This window comes from Rhodococcus sp. LB1 (assembly GCF_001583455.1).
Lineage (GTDB): Bacteria > Actinomycetota > Actinomycetes > Mycobacteriales > Mycobacteriaceae > Rhodococcus_F > Rhodococcus_F opacus.
Map to the genome: position 1 here is coordinate 1 of NZ_LTCZ01000112.1, position 24,579 is coordinate 24,579.

Consider the following 24,579-nt stretch of genomic DNA (forward strand, 5'->3'; position numbering starts at 1 on the left):
CGACTCAGCACGCCCGAGCACGGGGAATTACGTGACGGACACCCCTGGGGAATTACGTGACGGTCGACAATAGAAGCCTGCCGCTGATGCCCGATTGAGGCCTGCCCGCGAACGCACCGATCCGACGCCTACAGCCCGTCAACCGGATTGGAGTCGCCAGTTGATCGTGATCGGAGTCGACGCCCACAAATCCACCCACACCCTCGTCGCGGTCGACGACATCGGCCGTCAGGTCGGGCAGCGGACCGTCAAGGCCACCACCGAGGGTCATCTGTCGGCGATCGAGTGGGCCGCCCAGTGGCCGCAGGTGCAGTTCGCGCTCGAGGACTGCCGCCACGTGACTCGGCGGCTCGAATCGGATCTGCTGTCCCGGGGCCACGCGGTGGTCCGGGTCAAGACCCAGTTGATGGCCCTGCACCGGCGCAGCGCCCGCCAGCCGGGAAAATCCGACCCCATCGACGCCCACGCCGTGGCGATGGCCGCGCTGCGTGAGGAGAATCTGCCGATCGCCCAACTGGACGAATCCACCAGGGAGGTCAAGCTCCTGTCCGATCACCGACGCAACTTGGTCTGCGAGAGAACGAAACTCATCAACAGGCTTCGCTGGCACCTGCACGAACTGGACCCCGAATTGGTGATTCCCGTGCGGGGGATCCGGAGGTATCGCGTCATGGACGAGCTCGCCGAACGGTTGACCGCGTTCACCGGTGTGGTCGCCCAGATCGCGGGCGAACTCCTCGACCGGTGCCGGCAGCTGACCGGGCAGGTCAACGATCTCGAGCGCCAGATCCGTGACCGCGTTCGGCGGATCGCGCCGTCGCTGCTCGCGATACCCGGGTGCGGAGTCCTCTCCGCCGCGGTCATCATCGGCGAGACAGCCGACGCTCGACGGTTCCACTCGAAAGATGCCTACGCGAAGTTCAACGGCACCGCCCCGATCCCGGTCTGGTCGGCCCACGAGCGGGTCCGCCTCAATCGCGGTGGCAACCGTGCCGTGAACGCCGCGCTGCACGCGATCGCCACTACGCAGGTCGCCCGCGGCGGGCCGGGCAAGGACTACGTGGCCAAGTTGCAGGCAGCCGGGAAGACGAAGCGGGAAGCAGTGCGCCTGCTCCGCCGACGTGTTTCCGACCGGGTGTTTCAGGTCCTGCGCGTCCACGAGTCCGCGACCGGAAACGCCTCGGAATCATCGCTTTCGGCGGCGGCTTGACATAGAAGCATCAAAGAGGTGAAGTGAAGACCCGCCGCTGGGACTTCATCTCCGACCATCGCGCCGAGTTCGGCGTGCAGCGGCTGTGCCGGGTGCTGGGAACCTCCCGCTCCGGTTACTACCGGCACCTGGCCACCGAGGATGCTCGCGCCGAGCACGCGGCGGAGGAGGCCGCCACAGTCGCCGAGATCCGCGCCATCCATGCCGACCACCGCAGCGCCTACGGCGCCCCGCGCGTTCACGCCGAACTCCGCTCCCGCGGACGCAAGATCAACCGCAAACGGGTGACCCGGCTGATGCGAATCCACCACGTGGTCGGCCGGCACCTGCGCCGCAGCAAGCGCACGACCATCGCGGACAAATCGGGCCTACCGGTGCCGGATCTGGTGATGCGAGACTTCACCGCTACGGCTGTCGATACCAAATGGTGTGGGGACATCACCTAATGGGTGAGTCGGACCAACGATCCGACACGCACAAGGCGACTGGCGGGAGGTCCCTGAGATTTTACCGATCCAGGCGCAGTCTGAGCAGTAAGCTGCTGGAAGGGGATCACTGCTGTGATGGCATCCGACTGTGTGAGAGGTCTGAATGTAGACGGTGACCCTGCCAGTCGCTGGGGCACGTGATCGGCTTGTGAGATGCCGCGCCGAAGAGCGCTTCTAGGTCGCCGCACAACCCCCGAGCTCACAGCAGAATACGCCGCTGGGCAGGAGGTTGTACATGAGCATCAACTGCGGGATCGATTGGGCCGAAGTGCATCACGATGTCGCCCTCGTCGACGAGAACGGCACCGTCGTCGCCCGGAAGCGCATCGACACCGGCACAGCGGGACTGACCGCGCTGCTGGAGGTAATCGCCGAGAGCGGAGGCGCACCCGGCACCACCCCTATCGCGATCGAAACCGACAAGAATCTACTCGTCGTGGCCCTGGTGGAAGCAGGATTCACCGTATACCCGATCAACCCCCGTGCGGTTGCCCGCTACCGCGAACGCCACGGACAGGCCGGCGGCAAGTCCGATCCGGGTGACGCCGCGATTCTGGCGAATATTCTGCGCACCGACCGAGCGATGCACCGTCCGATGCCGGCGATCAGCGAACACGGCCGGGCGATCAAGGCCCTCGCCCGTCAGCACCAGGAGGCGATCTGGGCGCTGTATCAGACCATCAGCCGACTACGTTCTGTATTGCTGGAGTTCTATCCTGGTGCACTGCAGGCATTTCCGAATTTGAAGCACCGCGCCGCGGTGGCGGTGCTCTCCGCGGCGCCCACCCCGGAATCGGGTCGAGCCCTGACCAGACGCAAAGTTGTGGCGCTCCTGCATCACAGTGGCCGACGCAACGACCCGAACCTGGTCGAGCGGATCCTGCGGGAGCTGAAGACGCCCGCGCTCCGGCAGCCGCCGCAGGTCGAGGAGGCACTCGGTCATGCTGTCACCGGCCTGCTCGCCGTCATCGCCTCGATGCAGCAGTCCGTGGACAGCCTGGAGAACGCGCTGGGTCGCGAATTCGACAGCCACCCCCTCGCACCGATCCTGCGGTCGGCTCCGGGTCTCGGTCCGATTCTCGCCGCCCGGGTCCTGGCCGAGGTCGGCGACGATCCTGCACGGTTCGCGACGGCGAACGGGTTGCGCGCGTTCGCCGGTACCGCGCCGATCACCCGCGCCTCGGGCCGATCGCACTACGTCAAGGCGCGAAAGGTCCGCAACAAGCGACTCGGCGACGCCTGCCACTGGTGGGCGTTCGTCACCCTCACCAAATCAGCGGGCGCACGTGCCCACTACGACAAACGGCGAGCCGCCGGCGACCACCACAACGCCGCGCTGCGCAACCTCGCCAACAAGCTCCTCGGACGCATGTGGTGGTGTCTGCAACACAACGAACCCTGGGACGACCACGCCGCCTGGCCCGACCATCAGATCACGTCTCAACCGGCGGCTGCTTGACATCTGACCCGCGTGGGATGTCTACATCCCCGTGGGATCCTCGTGGTTGTTCTTGGCCACGGTGATCGACATCTGCTCACGCCGGGTGGTGGGCTGGTCCATCGCCGACCACATGCGCACCGATCTCGTCACGGACGCGATCGAGATGGCGGTGCGCATCCGCGGCGGTGACGTCGGTGGCGTCATCTTCCACAGCGACCGCGGAACACAGTACACTGCAGCAGCTTTCGTCGATGTATGCCGCCGTCATGGGATCCAGCAGAGTCGGGGACGGGTCGGGTCAAGTTACGATAATGCTCTCGCCGAGTCGTTCTTCCAAGGACTCAAGAGGGAGTGGCTGCACGGACGGAGTTGGTCGTCGAAGTCGCAGGCACGGCTGGAGCTGTTCGAGTGGCTCTCGTACTTCAATCGACGTCGCCGTCACTCCGCCCTCGGATACCTCACCCCGGTGGAGTTCGAGCAACGACTGATCGCGTCGTCTACGCTGTCAGTCGCCGCATGAAATTCGGTGTCCACCTTCAAGTGGCAACCTCACACCGTCATGCCAGTGCCGGCCGGTGCGAGCGCACCACCGCAGGAACAACGCGATCCCGCCCGCATACGACCTGGTCGTCAACTCCGAGCCGTCGCGGCCGAACCGGACATGCCGCAAGAACGCATCCGCCTCGTCCACCACGGCCAGGTCCTCGTCGAGCACCGTCCAATACCGCACCCCGGACGGCAACCTCACCAGAAACGCCCACATCCTGATCTCCTCTCGTGGCAGGCATCTGTAGGACTACCAGCCACGAGCACCACAACCCGGGAGATCTGTTGCAAACCGGTCCGTGTCGCGGGACCTATGCAACGTCACACAACAACCCGGCTGACCCCAGAGAACTGTGCCGATGGTTGTGGTCATCCTTAAAGTCCTCGATCACCACCCGAGCTTCGAGCAGGCTTGTCCAGTGGTTCCGGTTCAGGCATTCCTTCCGCAAACGATTATTGAATGATTCGATGTGCCCGTTGTTCCACGGCGTCCCCGGTGGAATGTACGAAATCCCTACCCGATCCCTGCAGAACTGCTGCAGCACAGTTGAAATAAACTCCGGACCGTTGTCCATCCGCAGCACGACCGGTGGGCCGCCCCACAACGCGAATGCCTTGTCCAACTGGTCGGTCAACCGCTGCGCGGTGATCGAACGTTCGACGATGTTCAGCAGCGACTGCCTCGTGTGCTCGTCGATCATTGAGGCGATCTTGATCGCTTTCCCGTCGATGGTGGAGTCGAAGTGGAAATCCAAGCCCACACCACATGCGGGGCGTCGGCTTCGATCTGCGGGCACGAGCTGACACCGGACCGTTTGGTGGATGGTGAATCCGAACCTGAAGGCCTTCCTCCTTCCAGAGCCGGTGGACCTTCTTCTTGTTCACCACAGCGCCCTGATCGTGCCTCAGGTGCGCCCAGGCGCGATGGAAACCATGCAGCGGATGCGTGTGGGCGTATTCGCGTAGCGCCGCTCTCAGAGCGGCATCGGGGTCTGCTGGTGTCTGAGCGAGAGGTGTTCGGGCGTAAGTGGAGCGGGCGAGCCCAACCGCTCTGCATGCCAACCGCTTCGACATGCTCATCGTGGAGATGAGCATGTCGACCGCGCGGCGCTTGGCAGCTGGGCTCAGAATTTTCCCTTCGCTACCTCCCGCAGCGCGTGCTTCTCCAGCTCGGCTTCGGCGAGCAGCCGCTTGAGCTTGCTGTTCTGCTCGCGCGGCTCCTTGAGTTCCTTCGCTGCGTCGGTGTCCATACCGCCGTACTGGCGGCGCCAGTTGTACAGCGTCGCTGCCGACACCTCGAGCTCCGCAGCGATTTCCTCCTGCGCCTTACCAGCAGCAGTGAGCTCGTCGGCACGGCGCAGTTTGCGCAGGATGTCCTCTGCGGAGTTCCGCTTCCGTCCAGCCATGTTCTCCATCGTCCTATCCGCCCAGTTCACGGGCAACAAGACTCTAAAATAGAGTGGCCCCATTCACCGGGGACACGCCAATGGGACCGGACTCCGTTCTCGGTGTTACGGCGACGCGATCACCACCGTGTGGTGCACACACACTGCGGTTGCAGGGACGCCACCGCCGGACGCGGGGTGATGCCCTTGACCTGAGCCGACAGGGAGATCAGCTGACCGCCGACAGGGAGATCAGCTGTCCGCGCACCAGGAAACCACCTGTCCGCCTACAGGGATGCCCCCATGTCCCTTGACAACGGGTTCAACTAACGGGAGGGATCGATTATCGCCTTGATCGCAGAGCCTGATGCAACCGCATCCAGCGCTGACGCAGCTTCGTCGATCGAGTAGCGATGCGTGATAAGCCCGGTGAGCGGAAAGCGGTCTTGCATACGCGCCGCTAGTCGCATGGCCTGGTAATAGTGCTTCGGTTTGGGAAAGCTTGCAGCGCTGACCGTCATGTTCTTGACGACCAGCTCTCGCGGTGAAACCTCTCGTGTCCCGATAGCCCCCCACAGGCCCACAACGATGTAGCGGCCATGATTGCCAGTTAGGTCCAGGCCCTCGGGGAACGCTGGAAGCGCCCCGGCAGCTTCGACAACGATGTTTGGTCCCGATGGCCCGGATCGTTCCCAGATTTGATCGTGCCGCTGCTCAGGACTCAGGTCACTGAGCGACAGCGTAGTGGTGGCACCCATCGACTTGGCAACCTGAAGTCGTTCAGGGGATTGGTCGATGACGATAATCTCGCGAGCGCCGGCGACTGATGCGACCATACTGGCAGCAAGACCAACTGGTCCGGCTCCCTGAATTACTACTGTGTCCTCGATCCCGACCCCGCCACCTTGGTCGTAACCCATAATTGCAGTCGGAAGTGCACAACCGAGCGCGGCAAGCGCTTCGGGCTGAGCGCCGTCCGGGATTTTATAGAACGCCGTACCATTCGGTAGCCAAGAATACTGTTGGTAACTACCCCAGTTCGGCTTCTCGGCGTGCTCGAAAAAGGTTGAGTTTTGGCATGGTGTTTGCTCTAGTACCGAGCAGGAGTAGCAGCGATTACATAGCGCAATTGGTGCCCAGTAGACGAGATCGCCGACCTCGACGGGAACGCTCGCGTAGTCTGCGCTGACGCCAGCTCCGAGTTTGTAAATCCTTCCAACTCCCTCATGGCCGAGGATGATCGGGAAAGGCATCTCACCGGCTTCGCCAGTGACGATGTGGTTGTCACTGCCACACACGCCGCCGATCACGACCTCTACGAGAAGTCCACCCGGCTCTGGATCACTGACCGGCACCTCCCATGTCTCAATGCGATTAGTTTCGACCAGTACCGCTGCCTTGCCAGTAGCCATGATGTCTCCTGTCTCGGAATATATCGCCCGACGTCCCGGGCGTAAAGATGAATCGTTGAAGTAGTAATCATTCAGGGAGGGTCGATGACATCAGAACTTCGCCCATAACACGGCCACCGAGGTGTGTGCCGCGCCCCAAATGCTCGACGGCCCACTCCCTAGAGCTCAAAAACACCGGAGGATTCGTTACGATTGGATAATCGGGCATTCGGGTGCACAAGTATGTCCGGGAGTTAAGGTGCCATCAACTTTGTGATGGCGTTCGCGACCCGCTCCGCGTCGGTTACATGCGGCGAGTGTCCGCAATCCCACCGTTCGGAAGTCCATGCGGGATCCGCTTCAACTCGGGCAATAGTCGGTTCTCCATGGGCAATCATGAACCTCTCGCAACGAATGTAGTGCTTGCGGGCCACGGTCTCCCAAGCACCAGTCAGATTGACTGGATCGGTGAAGGCAGCCAGCGGGTGGGCGGTCATGCGCCGATTCACCCACGCAGCATCGTCCGGGTCGTCCACTCCGAAGCCAGCCGCATCGAACGGGGGACCTGCGGGCACGCGCCAACCATCTCCCAATTCGTTGGCCTGGGAAAGGAATAGGTCGGGGATGCCTTGCGTGTCACCCATAAAATCCAACATCGACTGTCCCGTTGTCGGAAGCGACGCGTCAAGGTAGAGGAGAGCCGCAATGCGAGCTGGTGCACGGTCGGCCACTGCGGTTATGACCGTCCCGCCCGCGCTGTGCCCGACCAGCACCACTTTTTCCAGTTCTTCGGCTGCCAGCAAACTCAAAACGTCTTTGACATGTGTATCAAACCTCACCTCAGGTGAAAGCAGATGCGCCCGGTCACCGAGACCAGTCAAGCTCGGCGTAAGAACGCGCCAACCTTGAGTACGAAGCGACTCCGCCACCCGCACCCAACACCATCCGCCTTGAAAGCCGCCGTGTACCAGAACCGCAACGGGCGTATGAGAACTCATAGGAAACCCTCCTCAACTTGATTGGATACTGAGCGCCGAACGCCTTCTGGGTCGAACACCAACGGCAGTGTCAACGGTCTCCGCGTCGACCCCTGTTGCACACCCATTTTTGCCTCGCTCGGCTGCACGGAAATCCCCGAACCGAAAGGTGGATATGTCATCGACAATCTCGAACTCTTTGCGTGCCAATGGCTGACCGTATCCGCCAGTCGAGGGGACCGTCGCGCAGATGTGTGGGTACTTCTTGACATCTGCCAGAGAAGCTCCATTGTCTTTCGCCTGCCATATTGTTGGAATTTGCGAGTCCTGATAAAGGACGAGAAACGGCGCATCCGGTAACAACCAGGAAGCGACTCATTTATGACCGTTGTACGATCCACTGGCAGCCACTTCCCACAGGAGACGTGCCCTTAGTCGGTGGTCCACCGCAGCGGAACCGAAGTCACGGAGCCCACGATGCCCGACTGATAACCCACCCTCGACGGATCGGCCACCTCGAATTCAGGAATATGCGCCAACCACTCTTCCAGCGTCACCTGAACCTCTACTCGAGCCAAATGCGCCCCCGCGCAATGATGCACTCCGTGCCCGAATGTCATGTGCTCGATTTTCTCACGCCCGAAGTCGACATCCATAGGGCACTGGTTATTCTGTTCCTCGAGTCCGTACAGCATGCTTGGCACCGCCACCATGTCGCCTGGTTTCAGGTCAACACCGTCAAGCTTGACGTCCTTTTTGATCAACCGGGCGTCGGTTACCAACGCGAAGCGCCGCAGCAACTCCTCGATAGCAGTCGGAATCAGCTGGGGGTCCTTCACGAGCGCGCGCCGCTTCTCGGGGTTCTCGGCCAAGAAGTGCATCATGAAACCAAGAAAATTCACCACTGTGTCCAGTCCGGCCAATACCAGAAGAGAACAGATCTTTAGGGCCTCGTCCTTCGTAATGGGACGGCCGTCGACCTTGCTTTGCACCACGATACTGATCGCGTCATTGCCAGGCTCAGCCGTGCGGGCATCGATGAAGGGGGACAGGTACTCGAAGAATTGATTCGTTGCCTCTGCCATGGTCATCGAGCCGTCAGGTCTGGTCATCTGATCCGCAATGTACTTCAGTCTCGGAGCATCGCTCGGCGGAAGGTCGATCATCGTGAGGAATACCTTGACGGGGAAGACTTCCGCGTACTCCTTTATGAAGTCGCAACTGCCGGCAGGTCGAATCTGTCGAACCAACTCCCTTGCTGACGACCGAATTTCGTCACCGATACCATCGACGATACGGGGGCCAATACTCGCGTTGAGAATTCGCCGGTAGGGGCGCTGTTCGGGCGGGTCCATCGACATGGGAATGAGAACATACTGTTCTCCCGCCTCGCGGGGCAGGAATGGGCATTTACTCGAAAAGTGCTCGTAGTCCGTGAGGATGTGCTTGACCAGCGATCCGCGCGTCGCGATCCAGTGTCCACCGTTATGGTGAGTCCACATCAGGTCATGCCCGCTGGATTCTTGCAGATGCTTCCACGCCTCTTGTAGACCCTGATCAATGTGGGGCGGATTGAACATGTCGAAATCAACGACACGTTCGGCCGGAACATTCGCCGGCAGGTCCTGTCCGGCTGCCGTAGTAATTGCTTCGGGTACTGTTCCCATTGTTCGCTCGCTTCCTGTGACTTCTAGCCTCTGATGTTGGACTGCTTCGCTTTTGTTGGTATGAGTAAAGTGTTCTACTTCAGCTGTTCTGTCGCGCTGGTCCATTTCTCTCAATGAGATTTGGATATGTTGGTACAGTGTCGCCACGGTTTCCGATGAAGGGCCGGGTTTTCACCCGATAAGCCATCTACCACTGGGTTGGCGCAATTTCTACGTTGATTCCGTCAAGATGCTCCTGCATTGCAATCTGACAGCTCAGCCGGCTGTTTTCTTCCACGGGAGATGATGCGCATTCGAGCATCTCACGTTCATTGGGATTCATTGGAGTGAGCTTGTCGAGAAACTGCGGATCCACGTAGACATGGCATGTTGCACAGGCGCCGCTGCCGCCGCAATCGCCGACGATCGAGCGGATTCCATGGCTGATCGCGGCTTGCATGAGTGTTGTTCCGGAGTCGATCGTCAGTTCATCCCGCTTTCCGTCAGGAGAGATGAAAGTTGCCTTTGCCATGACTGGTGTGCCTCCTATTTTCCAGCTGTGAAACTTGTGACTGGTGATGATGTCGAATTGGCGAGATCCCGCAATGAGAGATTGGGTTCTGCAAGAAGTTTTGCGGAGACGGGCACTCTTTCCGAGATGAGCTTTTTTGCGAAGTTGAAATCTGCAGGCCGGTTTATGGTGTCTACCGCCAAAATTCGGTCGCTAAGTAGGTAGAAAGCGCTGAAGGACCGATCTTCGGGTTTTCCGCGTAATACTAGAGAGTCGTATCCATCCGACAAACCGACCATTTTTAGATTTAAGTCGTATTGATCGGACCAGAACCATGGAGCGGCAATTGGACGAGTCGGTCTATTGCATAAGATTGCAGCGGCCTTACGCGCCTGCTCCAGGGCGTTGGGAACCGACTCTATACGAACGTAGCGTTCGTATAGATGGCTGTATTGGCGAACGCAATCTCCTACAGCCATGATGCTGGGATCCGTAGTACGAAGCTCATCGTCAACGATCACCCCGTCCTCCACCTCGAGCCCAGCTGTGTCCGCCAGCTCGCTATTTGGGATTAGACCAATGCCGACGATGACGAGATCCGCAGCTAGTCGTCTGCCGTCCGAACAGCGAACTGCTCTGATGTGGCCGCCTTCCCCAGGGGTGGTCTCCAATTCTTCCACCGCACAATTTGTCAGAATGTTGACTCCCGCCTCCCGGTGAACGGCGGCATAGTAATCGGAGATAGGCTGCGCAGTGACGCGAGCAAGTACTCTGGACGCCGCCTCTATCGCAATCACATTCATACCGGCCCGTACGGCAGCCGCTGCGACTTCCAAACCGACGTATCCGGCGCCCACGATAACGACAGTCCGTCCGGGTCCCAACTTTCCTCGAAGTGCGTCAGCATCGGATCGAGTCCGGAGATAGTAGAGATTCTTCGGTTTTTCCGAAAGCGCTTCTGCGGCAGGTAGCGCCCGCGGCCGACCCCCTGTAGCGAGAACTAATCGGTCGTAGTCGATTTCGGTGCCGTCGGACATCGCGACTCTGCGTCTCTTGCGATCGATCTCCACCGCGCGATGGCCGGTGCGAAGAGTGACGTCGCTCTGCTCGTATGCCACCGCGCCACGCAGATGCAATGACGCGGCGGAAACCTCGCCCTTGAGGTACGCCTTCGAGAGAGGGGGGCGGTGGTACGGTTGGAAGTCCTCGTCACCCAAGAGCGTGATCGGACCGTCCCAACCGGCGCTGCGTGCAGCGAATGCAACTTCGGTCCCACCGCAGCCATTGCCGATGACAAGTAGGCGTTGGTTCGACATTTGGTGACCCTCTTATCTCGGTTCGGGGTGGTAGCAGACTGTGGCTTCTGGGATGTACCAGCCAATTGGGCGGGCTCACCGGAAGGGCTGTCCATCTTGTGACACACAACACTGTCTGCAAATAAGGTAACCATATTCATATTATCTTCGCAAGGGGTGCGTAGCTTCATGCACGATGTATGGGTAAGGCGTTGCCCTCTCGGAGTGTGCATGCGCGGTCTGCTGCCGGTTTATGTGTGGAGTGGGCGGCAGGCGCGGATGGACGGTCGATGAGTGAGGGTAGAGCCATGACCAAAGGCGAATGCAGCTCGCGATATATACGCCAGTACGCTGGCCACAGTGCGTGGGGCGAAAGTCGTTGGTGCAGAGGGAGTCCTGAGAATGGACGGACGGGTGCCGCAGCTGGGCGGTCGAAGCGCGACGGAACTGGATGTGACTCCCGAATTGGGGCCAGCTCCGATCGCATGGCAAGGCCCTACGGATGGCGGGTCGCCTCGGGAGCGGCAGGGTGGTCGCCACGGCGCCACGGGCGATGATGCGCAAGTGCATGTCGAACTGAATCTCGAGAGCTGGTCAACCAGACTACGAACTTGGTATAGCGTTCCGCGGCGACGGTTCGCAACTGCGGGTGCTCGTGGTTGGGATGTCGACGTCCTTGGTCCCGCGGCTCATCGTGCGTATCGCGGCTCACGACGCGTCCTCATCGGCGGGCGGACTCCAGACCAGGCTGAGGTCGAGGCTCAGAATGTAACAGTGTCATCGGACAGCTTCGACCGCTCTTCCTCGCAGACCAGGATGCGGATCGATGTGGGATCTTGGAAGGTTTCTCCGTCGGCTCGAATGACCTCTTTCACCTTCGGTTCCGCGAGGATGCTGAACAACACATTCAAGTCTTCCTTTGAGCGGAGTCGCATCTCGGTCACAACGTCGTACTCGAATTGTGATGGTTCGATGCCTGTTTCTGCTGACATGTAGGGGTGTTCTTTGACCGGATAGCTTCGCCTGTAGTCGATGAGCACGTCCTTGAGATAGTTCAAAGCTAGGGAAGCGTGGCGCTCGTAACGGTCCCTGAACTCCGCATGGGTGATATCGGGGCGGCGCTTGATCAGGATTATCAGTTTGACCATTGTATTTTCTCCCGTCCGAGACCCGCGGTCCGCGAGTGGTGTGGTGTGGCGCAAAGCACGTTCGAAATACTGTAAACATAATCATATTAGTTACGCAAGTGGGAAGCTGCCCGAGACCGCGGCGGGACCAGCCTGCATATGGACCCGAGTCCAAATACATGGCTGACTACGGGGGCGACCAACTCGGCTGTGCCCGGGCATCGCGGGGGAGTTTCGACGAACATCCGGAACGAAAACCGGAGGTCGTGTCGACTAGAGACCAGCGTGCTTGCCCTTTGAGCTACCCGGGAGACCGGGTGCAAGTCGAGATCGTTCTTGTTTCGTACGCCAGAGAACGTGTTGGGAAAGTCTTAAGCGGCGGTTGAGCTACGTTGCCAGGGCTTGCGGCCGGGCGGTGGCGCCAGGCGACGGACCATCAACCCGATCATGGCCCACTTGATCATGGCCTCACTGGTCTCCGGCAAACGTTCGTAATCATGATCAAGGCGGCGACACTTGACGATCCACGAGAACGTGCGTTCGACCACCCACCGCCGGGGCAGGACCTGGAATGTCTTGATTCCCAACGGCTTGCGCACGATCTCGACGGTGATGTGGGCGACCTGCTCGGCCCACTCGACCAGCTTTCCCGCGTAGCCGCCGTCCGCCCACACCAGCGACAGTGAGGGCATCGCCATCTTGACCTTCTCGAGCAGTGTGCGTGCCCCGTCGCGGTCCTGCACGCCCGCGCAGGTGATCACCACCAGCAAGAGCAGACCCATCGTGTCGACCACGATATGCCGCTTGCGACCGTTGATCTTCTTCCCCGCATCGAATCCACGCACCGCGGCGCCGACAGTGTCCGCACCTTTGACCGACTGAGCGTCGATACAGCCGGCCGAGGCCATCGGATCGCGGCCCTCCGCATCGCGCACCCGGTCGCGCAGCGCATCGTGCAACCGGTCCACCACGCCGTCCTGGCGCCACCGCTTGAAGTACCAGAACACCGTTGCCCACGGCGGAAAGTCATGCGGCAGCTGCCGCCACGCACATCCGGTCCGGTTCACATACAAGATCGCGTCGACGATCCTGCGCCGCGAATGCACCGCCGGACGACCACCGGAGCGCGGCGCCGGAATCAGCGGCTCGATCACCGCCCACTGCTCGTCGGTCAGATCCGACGGGTACGCATTCCTGTCGACCTTCTTACCCATACGGTCACAATGACTACTTCAGCCGCATCAGTCACGCAGACACGCCCAGTCACTTTCCCAACACGTTCAGAGGATTGAGCACGGCTCAGACCTCTCAGGCGCTACGTTCAGGGGGTACTCCATGCGCGTTTCTCCGAAATCTATGGCGCGTCTACCTCGAGGAAGACCGTCTCGGGGATCGCTGACGAGGTGATCGAGAATAGGCAAGGACTGGCTGTCCGTCTGCCCGACGAAGGGTGTACACGACGCGATCTATGCTCTCATTGGTCTCGCTCTCGACGGACACGGTGGCATCCTCCGATTGTCGGCCGACACCGGCGAAGGGGCGGAGTTTGGAAGGAGCGCGCCGTCCATAGCCGGATGGTCGCCGCCCCAGATACCTCTCGCGTTGGCGACGGCACGTAAAACTGAACACGGTATGGCATCTCAAATTTGACCCTCTGTCCACCGATCCGGACTCGAGTCGAGCCAGGAGGGACGAAGGGATGTTGTCCGTGGAAGATGGGGCCGATATTCGCCGTCTGCATCGCAGCGAACGGTTGCCGATCAAGGCGATCGCCCGGATGATGGGGATCTCCCGCAACACGGTCCGATCGGCACTGGCCGCCGACGGACCACCGAAATATCGACGCGCCAAGTCAGGTTCGATCGTCGACGCGGTCGAACCCCGCATCCGGGAGCTGTTGAAAGAGTTCCCCACGATGCCGGCAACGGTAATCGCCGAACGGATCGGGTAGGAACACTCGATCCGGTCCTGCGCGGTCGGGTCGCCGAGCAGCGCCTGGTCTAACTGCCGCCGGATCCGGTTTCTCGTACCACCTACCTGCCCGGGTAGATCGCCAGTGCGATCTCTGGTTCCCTGCCTATCAGCCTCCCGGTCGACCATGGCCAGACCAGAACGCCGACGAAACTGCCGGTCTTGACGATCTGCGGGTCGAACGAGGCATTGAACCTCTTGGGTTTGATGTCGCCTCCGTTCTTGAGGGGTCGGCTTCGATTTTCTTCGCGAGGGAACTCGTCCCCCGCACGCGGGAGGTACCCCCACCTCGCCGCTGCTGACCTGCCAGTTCATCGACCGGATGCAGCACAAGGACACCGGGTCGAGTCGATCTGCGCCGTGCTCACCGAGCCTGGCATCAAGGTCGCCCCACGCACGTATCGGAACTGGCAAACCGCTACTCCGTCCCCTCGGACCGTCACCGATGCGCATCTGACGAACGCCCCGCGTGAGACTGCCGGCACCACCGAAGGGCCCTACGGTCGACGGACGATGACCGCACACTCGCGCAGGCTCGGCTACGAGGTTGCGGCATGCGCCGTCGATCGGTTGATGCGCGGTTAAGGGCTGTCCGGAGTCGTTCGGGGCCGCCCGCACCGCACCACCATCCCGCCGGAGCGAACAGCCGACGTGCCCCCGATCTGGTCGATCGCGACCTCACCGCCGAGGCCCACCGGAAATGGGTCACCGACTTCACGTATTGCCGCACGTGGGCAGGGTTCGTCTACGTCGCATTCGTGATCGACTGGTCCCGCGGGCGATCGTCGGCTGGCACGCCGCCACCGTCAAGGACACCGCGATGGTCCACCGCCTTGAAGGCGGCGCTGTGGCGACGTGACCACACCGGCCACCCGTCGGTGCAGGATTGATCCATCCTCCCCCGAGCACTTCGTGCCGGGCGGTACCCCAGCGATGCGGGCAGTCAGTACACGTCCATCTCTTTCGCGGAAACCCTTGTGCTGAAAAGGATCGCTGCATCTATCGGCAGTGTCGGAGATTGCCTGTAACTCGTTCAATCGCAGTCGTCTTGGATACGTCCTTCCGGACGAATTCGAGACGGTGTACCACGCTCACCTGTCGAGTCCACAACCGGAGCCGTCACCGATATAGGAGCGGCACGAAACCCGAGACGGTTCAATTCAGCGTTGACACCTGACAATGCTGCCGCGCTCTCTCGGCCACCGGACTGGTCATGACCACGACCACCCCGGGGTGTTCGCGCTGTCAACGACCCGGAATATTGGGTATGCAAAGTCGACACGCTCGCTTTATGACGGTCCCCTCAACCCGCTCGACCTATAGGCACTGCCCGGTCGAGTGCTTGGTGCGCTGATCTTGCGTTTGTGTCCATGGATCATGTCGGACAACGGGTAGATTTACTGTTGCTGATGTCGTATCGGTGATGGCACGACGGCCGCCGATGCATCGACGGAGTGCCGTCTCAGCGGAACGCGGGTGGTGAAGGTGTGATGGTTGAGGATGGTGGGTTGACGACACGGAGGGATGACGCTGCCATCGAGCGTGAGTTGAGTGGGGCTGGATTGACGGAGGCCTGCGAGATCGGCCGTGGCGGCTTCGGAGTGGTCTATCGATGTCTGCAACCGTCGTTGGACCGTACGGTCGCAGTCAAGGTCTTGACCGGAGCTATCGACGAGGAGAACAGGGCCCGGTTCTTCAGGGAACAGCGGGCTATGGGTCGCCTGACTGGCCACCCAAATATTGTCAATATTCTTCACGTGGGTTCCACGGCGAGTGGCCGACCGTACATCGTCATGCCGTACCACGCCTTGGACTCGCTCGACACGCTGATCCAGAACGACGGTCCCCTGAGCGCGGATCTAGTATTGAGACTCGGGGTCCGAGTATCGGGTGCTGTGGGGACCGCGCATCGACTCGGGATTCTCCACCGCGATATCAAGCCGGGCAATATCTTGCTCTCGAGCTACGGAGAACCGGCACTCACCGACTTCGGCATCGCACACATTGCGGGCGGTTTCGAGACAGCCAAGGACATGATTACGGCTTCGCCTGCCTTCACTGCTCCCGAGATCTTGAGAGGAGAATCACCGACCCCGGTCTCGGACATATACAGCATCGGCGCGACCCTCTTCTGTGCATTGACCGGGCACGCGGCCTTCGAGCGCCGGTCGGGTGAGCAGGTCGTCGCGCAATTCGTCCGAATCACGAAGAATCCGGCTCCCGACTTGAGGGAACACGGAGTCCCCGATGATGTGGCTGCCGCAATCGAACACGCCATGGCACGCGACCCCCGTGACCGTCCTGGAAGTGCTATCGAGTTCGGCGACGAGCTACGCGCCCTCCAAGCGCGGAACGGTCTCGACGTGGATGAGATGGCGCTGTTGAGGGAGGAGCAATCGGCGCCGCTCGGTCGACGCGACGCCGTGCCGACGGCGTCCAGCGAGGAGAGCTCAGGTCACCGAACCGCGCGTCAGAGTCGCGGGGGGAATCTCCCCTTGGAGTTGACCAGCTTCGTCGGCCGCCAGGGCGAGCTGTCCGAAGTGAAGCACATGTTCCACACCGCGCGTCTGGTGACGTTGACGGGTATCGGAGGTGTCGGGAAGACACGGCTCGCGTTGCGACTCGCCGCCGACATGCGAAGCGATTTTCCGCACGGTGTGTGGCTGGCGGAGTTCGGTGAAGTCTTGGACGAGTCGCTTCTCGTCGACGTGATCGCACGAGCCCTCGGCCTGAGAACTCGTCACGCTGAGCCTATGGACGAGGTTGTCGAGTTTCTGATCGACCGGAAGTTGCTGATCGTCCTGGATAACTGTGAGCACGTGGTTGCGCCGGTTGCGCGGTTCGTCGAGACCGTTCTTCGCACGTGCCCGGACATCAAGTTCTTGACCACGACTCGTGAGCCCTTGAACATTCCCGGCGAGTCCGTCTTGCGCGTGCCGTCCTTGAGCACCCCCGACGCCGATCACGAGCCCGCATTGATGGCATCGCCGCACTATGATGCGATCGCTCTGTTCGAGGAACGTGCCACCACAGCGGTGCCGGGTTTCGAGCTCTCCGACGACAATATCGACACCGTGGTGCGGATCTGCCGTCAGCTCGACGGCTTGCCGTTGCCCCTCGAATTGGCCGCAGCTCAATTGCGGGCGATGTCGCTCGATCAGATCGCTCAGCGGCTGAACGACCGATACAAGCTTCTCACCCATGGAAGCCGTGCGGCGCCGGCTCGTCAGCGCACCCTTCGGCTGTGTATCGAGTGGAGTTATGACCTCTGCACGCCGCTGGAACGGCAGATATGGATCAATCTGTCCGCATTCGTCGGTAACTTCGAACTTGATGCGGCGGAGTTCATTTGTGAGAAAATTGACCGAGATGAACTTCTCGACGGCGTATTCTCGTTGGTCGACAAATCGATCCTCATTCGGCAAGAGCACGGCCCTGCGGTGGGATTTCGGATGTTGGAGACGATCCGTGAATTCGGACAAATGAAAGCACGGGAGTCCGGCGACTATGCGACACTGCGGCGTCGTCATCATGACTGGTACCGACAATTAGTACTCGATGCCGAGCGCGATTGGATCAGTGTCCGTCAACTCGACTGGATCGCGCGACTTGGCAGGGAACAATCGAATCTCCGTGAAGCGATGGAGTTCGCGGTGTTCGAGCCCGACGAACGAGAGCAAGGGACCGCTCTCCAGATCGCGACGGCACTGTTTTCCTTCTGGCTCTCCCGAAACCTGTTTCGCGAGGGGAGGTATTGGCTCGATCGTGCCCTGGAAACGCGACCGGTGAGGAGGTCGGCGGACCGAGTCAAAGCTCTGTATGCCAACAGCGTGCTCGCAGACTTGCAGGGTGACGTGGCCGCTGGCTCGAATCTCATCGCCCAGGGCGAGATGCTGGTCGCCGAGATGTCGGACCCTGCCAGCGACGCTCGTATGGCCCACGCCAAGGGAATCCTTGCGCTCTACAGCGGCGACGTCGTGCAGGCCATCAACAGACTGGAAGACGCGCTCCCGGTGTTCTGTGAAAAGGATGACGTCGGCGTGCGAGTCTGGATTCTGATGTTGTTGGGATTGGCACACGAGTTGGGCGGCAACACGGAGCGGTCGATCGCGTGCCATCGTGAGGTGCTCGACATCACCGAATCGCATGGTGAGTCGGTCTTTCGCTCGTATTCACTATGGGGAATCGGCATTGCGGTCTTCCGGCAAGGAGATATTGTTCGCGCAAAACACTATCTGGAGGAGTGCCTGCGGTTGTGCCGTTTGATCGACGAGCCCCTCGTCACCGCCTTTTGCCTGGAGGGGTTCGCGTGGATAGCAAGTCGTAACCGAAACTTCGACCGAGCGGCGATGCTGTTAGGTGCCGCAGAGTCGTTGGGATCTGCGGTGGGAAGCTCCCCTCTACTATTTCAGGACCTTCATATCCACCACACCGAATGCGAGGCAGCGACCCGCAATAGCCTCGGCGAGACGGCCTTCAGTTCACGGCACCGTAAGGGATCACGGTTGGGTGCGGAAGACGCGATAACCTTGGCCATTACCGATTCCTGACCGGTATCGTCCACGCGGTTCGAGTACCCGCCGGCTGCAGGGCGCCGAGGACTGCCCGATACAGACGGAGTAAACCGGGCCCGGGCTTACTGACCGTACATTTCCCAAGTCAATGTCTGGTTCATGACCTTCGGGTGTTTACGCTCAAAAAAGGCGCGAGTCTCTTGCATGTGCTCGCTCATGGCATCACGTGCGCGATCACTGTCGCCGTCTTCGATTGCTTCACAGATTTGGTCGTGAATCACCGCAACGTGTTTGCGTGAGGCATGGCTGTAGACAACTCCCAACCGGGCGCCGTCGATGATCCAGTCGAGTGAGTTGAGAAAATAAGAGATCAGCGGATTCTGAGCCCCATCGGCGATCAGCTCGTGGAATCTGTGGTTCTCGTAGAGAAATGCGCTTTCGTCGGCGAGGCTCGCACGCATGGCGTCGACTGATTGGCGAAGTCCGTTGATCACCCGTTCGTCACCGTTCTGCGCGCAGAGGGCGGCGGCGATCGGCTCGATGTATTCACGAGTTTCCAGCACGGATCGAAAGGGGGTGTCCGAGAACTGCATCAGAAGGGCAAGCGTGCTCGCGAGGTGACGCGAGTCCGGTGATCCAACAGTAGGTCCGCCACCTCGACCCGGGCGGATGACGATCACGCCCTGCCGTTCCAAGATGCGCAGAGCCTCACGAAGTGTGCTTCGTGCGACCCCGAACATCTCGTACATGTCCGTTTCGATGGGGAGGGGGTCGCCGGCCTTCAGGCCCTGTTCTTGAATCATGTGCACGATGCGTTGAGTGATCATCTCAGCACGTTTCGGAGGCATTCCGGGCGGGCGTGTCAGAGGGGTGACGTCCCGGAAGAGTGGCAGGATCTGGGTGGCGGTCTCGTTGGAATCCACGGAGCGACTTCTGCGGGTGCGCGTGTCGGCCGTAGTCGTGGCCACCTTTTTACCTGCCATATGTTCATCATACATTTGGAACCCTGGTGTGCGTCGTTCGTGCCGCTCCGAGTCCCCACGCCGAAGGGTTGACGGGACGAATTCGCCGCTGTAAACATAGATATGTTATGCCTCTAACGGGTCCCGGTTGATCGCGGTGGACGTCAATAGACCCGCGGGCGTCAATCGAGCCGGGCAAATGATCAGAACCGACACATCGTCGCTGTCAGGTTCGAAAGGAGTCGGCATGTCAGGTTTTCGGCCGCATCCCCCACAATCGGGCCGGGACTGGGAGGTTGCCGACCCCAAGGTGCTGGCGCCGATGCTACTTGCGGGGAAGCACGCCGTGGTAACAGGTGCTGGAAGTGGAATCGGGCAGGGGATCTGCGTCCGCCTGGTCGAACTCGGTGCGACGGTGACGGGGATCGGTCGAACCGATTCCGCGCTCCAGAAGACAGCGGAACTGGCGGCGCATGCGCAGGGAAAGTTTCGATGGTTCACGGCCGATGTTCGAGACTGCGCCCGGGTGCGCTCAGTCATCGCCGAATCATCGGCCGAACTGGGCATGGATCTTCTCGTCAACAATGCGGGCGGCCAGTTTTACGCTGCGGCGGAAGAGATCTCCGACAACGGATTCAGATCCGTGGTCGACCTGAACCTCAACGCCGTCTTCACCGTGATCTCGGAAGCCAAGCAATTCCTCGCCCAGCGGGGTGGCAGCATCGTCAACATCTCCTTGTCCGGGATCGAGCGGGGGAGCGTGGGCCTCGCGCACTCGCTGGCGGCTCGCGCCGGTGTACTGGCGATGACGAAGACCCTTGCGCTCGAATGGGCTCACCTGGGCATCCGCGCCAACTGCGTGGCGCCGGGGGTGGTGATCTCGGACTCGTTGCCGGAGGCAGTGGCGGCATCCCTGCGTGATCGCGTGGTTCCCGAATCGGTGCCGGCCGGTCGGGCTACGCCGGTCGCGGACGTTGCCGAGCTCGTTGCTTTCATCGCAACCCCTGCTGGACGGATGATTACCGGTCAACTGTTGCAAATCGACGGTGCCGCTCATCTCGGGCGCGGACTACACATGATTGATGAATGGCCGCCGCGGGAGGGACGCGAATGAACCGCGACGCCGACCTCCTCGCCTTCGCCGTCAAGTGGCGACATTGGGGCGGGGGGAGTCGTTCCGACATCTTTGTCGAGTTCGGTATCTCGCCGGACCAGTACTTCAGGCGGCTTGCCCGCATACTCGACGGTGTCAAGGCACGCGAGTTGGCTCCCGATGTTCGAGAGGAGCTGCGGACAATCTGTCGGGCGCGCCGACCGGAGCGCGCTGCTCAACGAACTAGGTGACGACCCTGTCGGTGGGTTGATCCTGCACAGCCGGTTGTGCCGATACCGAACGCGGCACAACCGGCTGGCGGCGGCTCATCGCATCATGATGTCGACCACCCCCGTGACGGGGCGGCCCTCGGTGATCAGACTCCATGCATCATCCCGACCGGCGGCGACCGCGGTGCGGGTGAGCAACCGGTCCCACTGGTCGACAGATCCAAATTCCGAACGCCAGGCGAGCACCGGCAAGGTGTACCGGTGGAGGTCATGCTCGTGTGTCGTGCCGATGGCGCCGTGGACTTGATGGGCATTGCGGACCACGGTCGAGGCGGCATGCCCAGCGCAGGACTTGGCTACCGCGACGCTGAAAGCAGCGCTGGGTGTGTTCCATCCCTCTCGCTCGACTCGGGAGACCGCTGCGTCTGCGGCGGCGCGTGCGAGTGCTGTCTCGGTGGCGATTCCGGTGACGAGGCGTTGTACTGCCTGAAATTTGGACAGTGGCCGGCCGAACTGGACACGGCTGGACACGTGCTCGATCGACAGCTCGACGATCCGTTCCATCGCTCCGCACGTTTGCAAGACTCGGGCGAGAGCCCCTCGTAGGACGAAGGTTTCGGCGACGTGGTCCGGGACTGATGTCCAGGTTGCATTGTCGACATCGATTGTTACGCGGTCCCGGGGCTCGCCGGCAACATTCTGTACCGGGATGATGGTCGCCTGGTCTCTGGCTATGTCGGAAACCATCCACGTTGAGTCGGTACGGCGCAGGGCCACCAGGGATTCGGCGTCGCGTGCCCACGGAACCATGCTGGCCTTCCGCGTGTCGGTCAGCAGGAAGGCTGTTCGCAGGCGACCGTCGATGGGAAGGCCAGCCGTCTCCAGAAGCCAGCCGGCCAGCAGATCGTGCTCGGCGACGGGAACGTGCACGGCCGAGGCGGCTGCGGCTCCGAGCAGTATTGCGGCGGCGTGCCAGTCGGCGCCGCTTCCTCCATGGGACTCGCTGCCGGTCAAACGTGCCAGTCCGAGGTCGTCCAGTACTTTCCACAACTTGGGATCCAACACAGCGGCATCAGCCGAGGTGTGGATGGCGGTGCGGTGAGATATGAAGACCGATTCCATCATCTCGACGAGATCAGGATCGACCGTCGTGTGTGTATTCATCAGCGCAGTCCTAGCTCTCGTGCGACAACGCTCTCGAGAATTTCGTTGGTGCCGCCCCGCAGGGTGAAGCCTGGTCGTTGGACGATTGCCTGGTCGATGAGGTCGGCGAAACATCCGGTTTCGTAGGGGCTGACGTCGCGGTCTACGAGGACGTCCACGTAGTCTGCGATGTCGCCTTCGGCCGCGGTGCCCAACAGTTTGACCCCGGCGGCAGCGCTGTCCGCTCGCTCACCGCGGTGCAGGGCGCCGGCGACGGCGGAGGACATGTGGTGCAGTCCTGCGATTCGGGCGGTCAGACGCCCGAGGCCGCCGTTGCCCCGAATTGTCTGGGTGCGGACCTGTTCCAGCGTCTCGGCGAGCAAGCTGAAGGTCGACAGAAACCGCTCCGGACCGCTGCGTTCGTATGCGAGTTCGGACGTCACTTGCCGCCAGCCGTCCCCGATCCGGCCAAGCACCATGTCGTCGGGAACGAATACATCCTCGAGTAACACCTCGTTGAAGTGATGACTTCCCCCCATCGAGATGATGGGTCTGATTTCGACGCCGGGTGACCTCAGATCGATGATGAACTGGCTGAGACCGGCGTGGCGGGCGTCCGGATCCTTCGGCGAGGTCCGGGCGAGCGCGATGAACGCGTCCGCACGGTGGGCTCCGGACGTCCACACCTTGGTCCCGGTGACCATCCAGCCGCCGTCGACACGAACGGCTTTCGTGCGAACACTCGCCAGATCCGATCCGGAGTCGGGTTCACTCATGCCGATGCCGAAGAAGCACTCACCCCGCGTGATGGCAGGGAGGAAGCGGTGCTTCTGCTGCTCGGTGCCGAACTTCATCAGCGACGGAGCGATTTGCCGGTCCGCGATCCAGTGAGCCGCGACCGGGGCGCCCACAGCCAGTAGTTCTTCAGTCACGGCGAAGCGTTCCAGGTGCGACCGCCCGTGTCCTCCGTATTCGGTGGGAATGGTCATGCCGATCCATCCACGTTCGGCCAGCAAGCGCGTGAACTCGGGGTCCCATCCGGTGAGCCAGGTGTCGACTCCAGGTGTGAACACCGCGTCGTCGAGGCACTCACGGAGGAAGCCGCGCAGCTCGGCGCGAAGCGCAGCGTGGTCGTTCGGATCGTCGACGGCGGGCGGGATCAATCGAATCTTGCTCACCGGAGGCTCCTTCGGGAACGGGCCCGGCGCGCGCGGGGCCGGGCTGGCGACGATAGAACCTTCACGAGTGGCTCGCTGCCACCAGCGCGGTGAGACTGTTCAACCCGGCCTGGTACAAGCCGCCCACTGCCTGTGCCAACGCCGCGCCTTGCGCATCGTCGACAGCAGTGAACTGCGCGGACCACACGATCTTCGAACCGCCGTCGACTGTGGACTGCACCGCGAACCGCGCGGACATTGAACCGAGCACCAGCGGGCCGTCCAGGTAGTCATAGGTGTAGTAGTGCTCCGCGTCATCGTGCTGGGTGATTCGATCCCGGGCCTGGCCGGCTCCGGTGAGTTCGACGTACCGTACGTCGCCATCCATCCAAGACTTCCCCACTGAGGGAGACCAGTCAGCGATCGAGGCGGGGGCGCCACACAGCTCCCAGATCTCCCCGGCAGGCGTGGGGGAGAGGATGGTCTCCTCGACTGTCATCGGAACACTCATAGGTTTCATTTACCTTTCGTGACGGGTGATGGGGGCCATCGGCCACCGACTCGAGACCACTGCTCGCCTCTCGCGAGAGTGCAAAGGGGTCTGGCGCCGACACCGCTTGACGTTTAATATGACAAATATAATTAGAATATAGTTGCCTGGCAAGAGCGCGACGACGGTGTTACCCGTAGATGTGGTTACGCCGAGGCACTTCAGCACCGAAAGGAATGGGATCAATGGACCTCCAGCTTGACGGAAAGGTCGCGATCGTGACGGGCGCAAGCCGTGGACTAGGTAGGGCAGCGGCTCGAGCCCTGATAAGGGAAGGGGCGTCTGTACTGCTGGTGGCACGTTCGCGTGAGGCGCTGGAGGATCTGCACGGCCAATACCCCGACCACACGGCCGTGCAGACGTGCGACATGCGCGACATGGATGCCGTGGCGGCCCTCGCCGACACGGCAGTCGAGGTTTTCGGACGCCTCGACATCGTGGTAAACAATGCCGGTATCGCGCCGGCGGGGCGTTTCGAGGAGCAACCCCAGAAACTGTGGGATGAAGTTTTCGACGTCAACGTGCGTGCGCCCGCTGTACTGACCCGCGCGGCGGCACACCACCTCATTCCGCAGGGGTCCGGCAAGATCATCAACGTCGCCAGCACCTCCGGGATCAAGGGGAAGCCGACATTGGTGGCCTACTCCTCGTCCAAGGGCGCGCTCGTTCAGTTCACCAAGGCCCTCGCGGGTGAGTGGGCCAAAAAAGGTATCCAGGTCAACGCCATTGCTCCCGGCGCCTTCACCACGGACGCGCAGAGTGCCGTCACCGACTCGCCGGACGTGCTCGCCCGGCGGCTGAGAAAGATCCCGGCCGGCCGGATGGGTGACCCCGAAGAATTCGGTCCCCTTGTCGCATATCTGGCATCACCTCTGTCCGATTTTGTCACCGGTTCAGTCGCCGTCATCGACGGCGGCGAAGTCAGCCGGCTCTGAAAGGTCT

18 protein-coding genes and 4 pseudogenes are annotated in these 24,579 nt (G+C 61.4%); 9 read left to right on the forward strand and 13 right to left on the reverse strand.

Going from position 1 to position 24,579, the window contains the following annotated elements; genetic code table 11:
* Positions 1-160 precede the first annotated feature (160 nt).
* The 4 genes and pseudogenes from AZG88_RS17695 to AZG88_RS17710 all read left to right on the forward strand — a co-directional run.
* A complete protein-coding gene (locus AZG88_RS17695) occupies positions 161-1,210 on the forward strand; it encodes an IS110 family transposase (RefSeq protein ID WP_061698414.1) in 1,050 nt (349 codons plus the stop codon).
* Between the two features lie 17 nt (positions 1,211-1,227).
* Positions 1,228-1,653: pseudogene (locus AZG88_RS17700) on the forward strand (IS3 family transposase); the annotation flags it as partial.
* A gap of 280 nt (positions 1,654-1,933) precedes the next feature.
* Complete coding sequence (locus AZG88_RS17705; protein WP_061698415.1) at positions 1,934-3,157, forward strand: IS110 family transposase; 1,224 nt, start codon at positions 1,934-1,936, stop codon at positions 3,155-3,157.
* Positions 3,158-3,179: 22 nt separating this feature from the next.
* Positions 3,180-3,659, forward strand: a pseudogene (locus AZG88_RS17710) (IS3 family transposase); the annotation flags it as partial.
* On the opposite strand, the gene AZG88_RS17715 reads toward AZG88_RS17710, so the two are convergent.
* The 9 genes and pseudogenes from AZG88_RS17715 to AZG88_RS17750 all read right to left on the reverse strand — a co-directional run bounded on the left by AZG88_RS17715 (position 3,645) and on the right by AZG88_RS17750 (position 13,231).
* Positions 3,645-3,902 carry a hypothetical protein gene (locus AZG88_RS17715; protein ID WP_061698416.1) on the reverse strand — a complete coding sequence of 86 codons (258 nt, stop codon included), beginning with the start codon at positions 3,900-3,902 and terminating at the stop codon, positions 3,645-3,647. The pseudogene AZG88_RS17710 and the gene AZG88_RS17715 sit on opposite strands and share 15 nt — an antisense overlap.
* A gap of 94 nt (positions 3,903-3,996) precedes the next feature.
* Positions 3,997-5,091: pseudogene (locus tag AZG88_RS17720) on the reverse strand (IS3 family transposase).
* Between the two features lie 305 nt (positions 5,092-5,396).
* Positions 5,397-6,482 carry a zinc-binding dehydrogenase gene (locus AZG88_RS17730; protein WP_061698418.1) on the reverse strand — a complete coding sequence of 362 codons (1,086 nt, stop codon included), beginning with the start codon at positions 6,480-6,482 and terminating at the stop codon, positions 5,397-5,399.
* 233 nt (positions 6,483-6,715) lie between these two features.
* Positions 6,716-7,459 carry an alpha/beta fold hydrolase gene (locus AZG88_RS17735; protein WP_063886821.1) on the reverse strand — a complete coding sequence of 248 codons (744 nt, stop codon included), beginning with the start codon at positions 7,457-7,459 and terminating at the stop codon, positions 6,716-6,718.
* Between the two features lie 410 nt (positions 7,460-7,869).
* Positions 7,870-9,105, reverse strand: coding sequence for a cytochrome P450 (locus AZG88_RS17740; RefSeq protein ID WP_063886822.1), 1,236 nt, complete (start codon positions 9,103-9,105; stop codon positions 7,870-7,872).
* 187 nt (positions 9,106-9,292) lie between these two features.
* Positions 9,293-9,616 (reverse strand): 2Fe-2S iron-sulfur cluster-binding protein, encoded by a 324-nt coding sequence (locus AZG88_RS49980; protein WP_082833353.1) that lies wholly within the window; start codon positions 9,614-9,616, stop codon positions 9,293-9,295.
* A 14-nt stretch (positions 9,617-9,630) separates the two neighbouring features.
* On the reverse strand, positions 9,631-10,911 hold the full coding sequence (locus AZG88_RS49985) for an NAD(P)/FAD-dependent oxidoreductase (RefSeq protein ID WP_082833354.1): 1,281 nt from the start codon (positions 10,909-10,911) through the stop codon (positions 9,631-9,633).
* Between the two features lie 740 nt (positions 10,912-11,651).
* Positions 11,652-12,038, reverse strand: a complete 387-nt coding sequence (locus AZG88_RS17745; RefSeq protein WP_061698421.1) for an EthD domain-containing protein — start codon at positions 12,036-12,038, stop codon at positions 11,652-11,654.
* A 350-nt stretch (positions 12,039-12,388) separates the two neighbouring features.
* Positions 12,389-13,231, reverse strand: coding sequence for an IS5 family transposase (locus AZG88_RS17750; RefSeq protein WP_061698422.1), 843 nt, complete (start codon positions 13,229-13,231; stop codon positions 12,389-12,391).
* A 485-nt stretch (positions 13,232-13,716) separates the two neighbouring features.
* Between AZG88_RS17750 and AZG88_RS53735 the strand changes: the two are divergent.
* Both AZG88_RS53735 and AZG88_RS17765 read left to right on the forward strand, forming a co-directional pair.
* A pseudogene (locus AZG88_RS53735) lies at positions 13,717-14,159 on the forward strand (IS21 family transposase); the annotation flags it as partial.
* A 1,319-nt stretch (positions 14,160-15,478) separates the two neighbouring features.
* On the forward strand, positions 15,479-18,538 hold the full coding sequence (locus AZG88_RS17765; RefSeq protein WP_082833359.1) for a protein kinase domain-containing protein: 3,060 nt from the start codon (positions 15,479-15,481) through the stop codon (positions 18,536-18,538).
* 86 nt (positions 18,539-18,624) lie between these two features.
* On the opposite strand, the gene AZG88_RS17770 is transcribed toward AZG88_RS17765, so the two are convergent.
* Positions 18,625-19,485 (reverse strand): FadR/GntR family transcriptional regulator, encoded by an 861-nt coding sequence (locus AZG88_RS17770; protein ID WP_218834943.1) that lies wholly within the window; start codon positions 19,483-19,485, stop codon positions 18,625-18,627.
* A 136-nt stretch (positions 19,486-19,621) separates the two neighbouring features.
* Between AZG88_RS17770 and AZG88_RS17775 the strand changes: the two genes are divergently transcribed.
* The gene (locus AZG88_RS17775; RefSeq protein WP_231914066.1) at positions 19,622-20,578 is read left to right on the forward strand and encodes an SDR family NAD(P)-dependent oxidoreductase; all 957 of its coding nucleotides are present in this window, start codon (positions 19,622-19,624) and stop codon (positions 20,576-20,578) included.
* Positions 20,575-20,808 (forward strand): DUF3263 domain-containing protein, encoded by a 234-nt coding sequence (locus AZG88_RS17780; RefSeq protein ID WP_061698448.1) that lies wholly within the window; start codon positions 20,575-20,577, stop codon positions 20,806-20,808. The genes AZG88_RS17775 and AZG88_RS17780 overlap by 4 nt, the downstream gene beginning before the upstream one ends.
* 75 nt (positions 20,809-20,883) lie before the next feature.
* Here the strand turns inward: AZG88_RS17780 and AZG88_RS17785 are convergent, their stop codons facing one another.
* The 3 genes from AZG88_RS17785 to AZG88_RS17795 form a co-directional block, all read right to left on the reverse strand.
* A complete protein-coding gene (locus tag AZG88_RS17785) occupies positions 20,884-21,951 on the reverse strand; it encodes an acyl-CoA dehydrogenase (RefSeq protein WP_061698426.1) in 1,068 nt (355 codons plus the stop codon).
* Positions 21,951-23,108 carry an acyl-CoA dehydrogenase family protein gene (locus tag AZG88_RS17790; RefSeq protein WP_061698427.1) on the reverse strand — a complete coding sequence of 386 codons (1,158 nt, stop codon included), beginning with the start codon at positions 23,106-23,108 and terminating at the stop codon, positions 21,951-21,953. The genes AZG88_RS17785 and AZG88_RS17790 overlap by 1 nt, the downstream gene beginning before the upstream one ends.
* A 61-nt stretch (positions 23,109-23,169) precedes the next feature.
* Positions 23,170-23,607, reverse strand: a complete 438-nt coding sequence (locus AZG88_RS17795; RefSeq protein WP_082833357.1) for an SRPBCC family protein — start codon at positions 23,605-23,607, stop codon at positions 23,170-23,172.
* 215 nt (positions 23,608-23,822) lie between these two features.
* Between AZG88_RS17795 and AZG88_RS17800 the strand changes: the two genes are divergently transcribed.
* A complete protein-coding gene (locus tag AZG88_RS17800) occupies positions 23,823-24,572 on the forward strand; it encodes an SDR family NAD(P)-dependent oxidoreductase (RefSeq protein WP_061698429.1) in 750 nt (249 codons plus the stop codon).
* Positions 24,573-24,579: the final 7 nt, after the last annotated feature.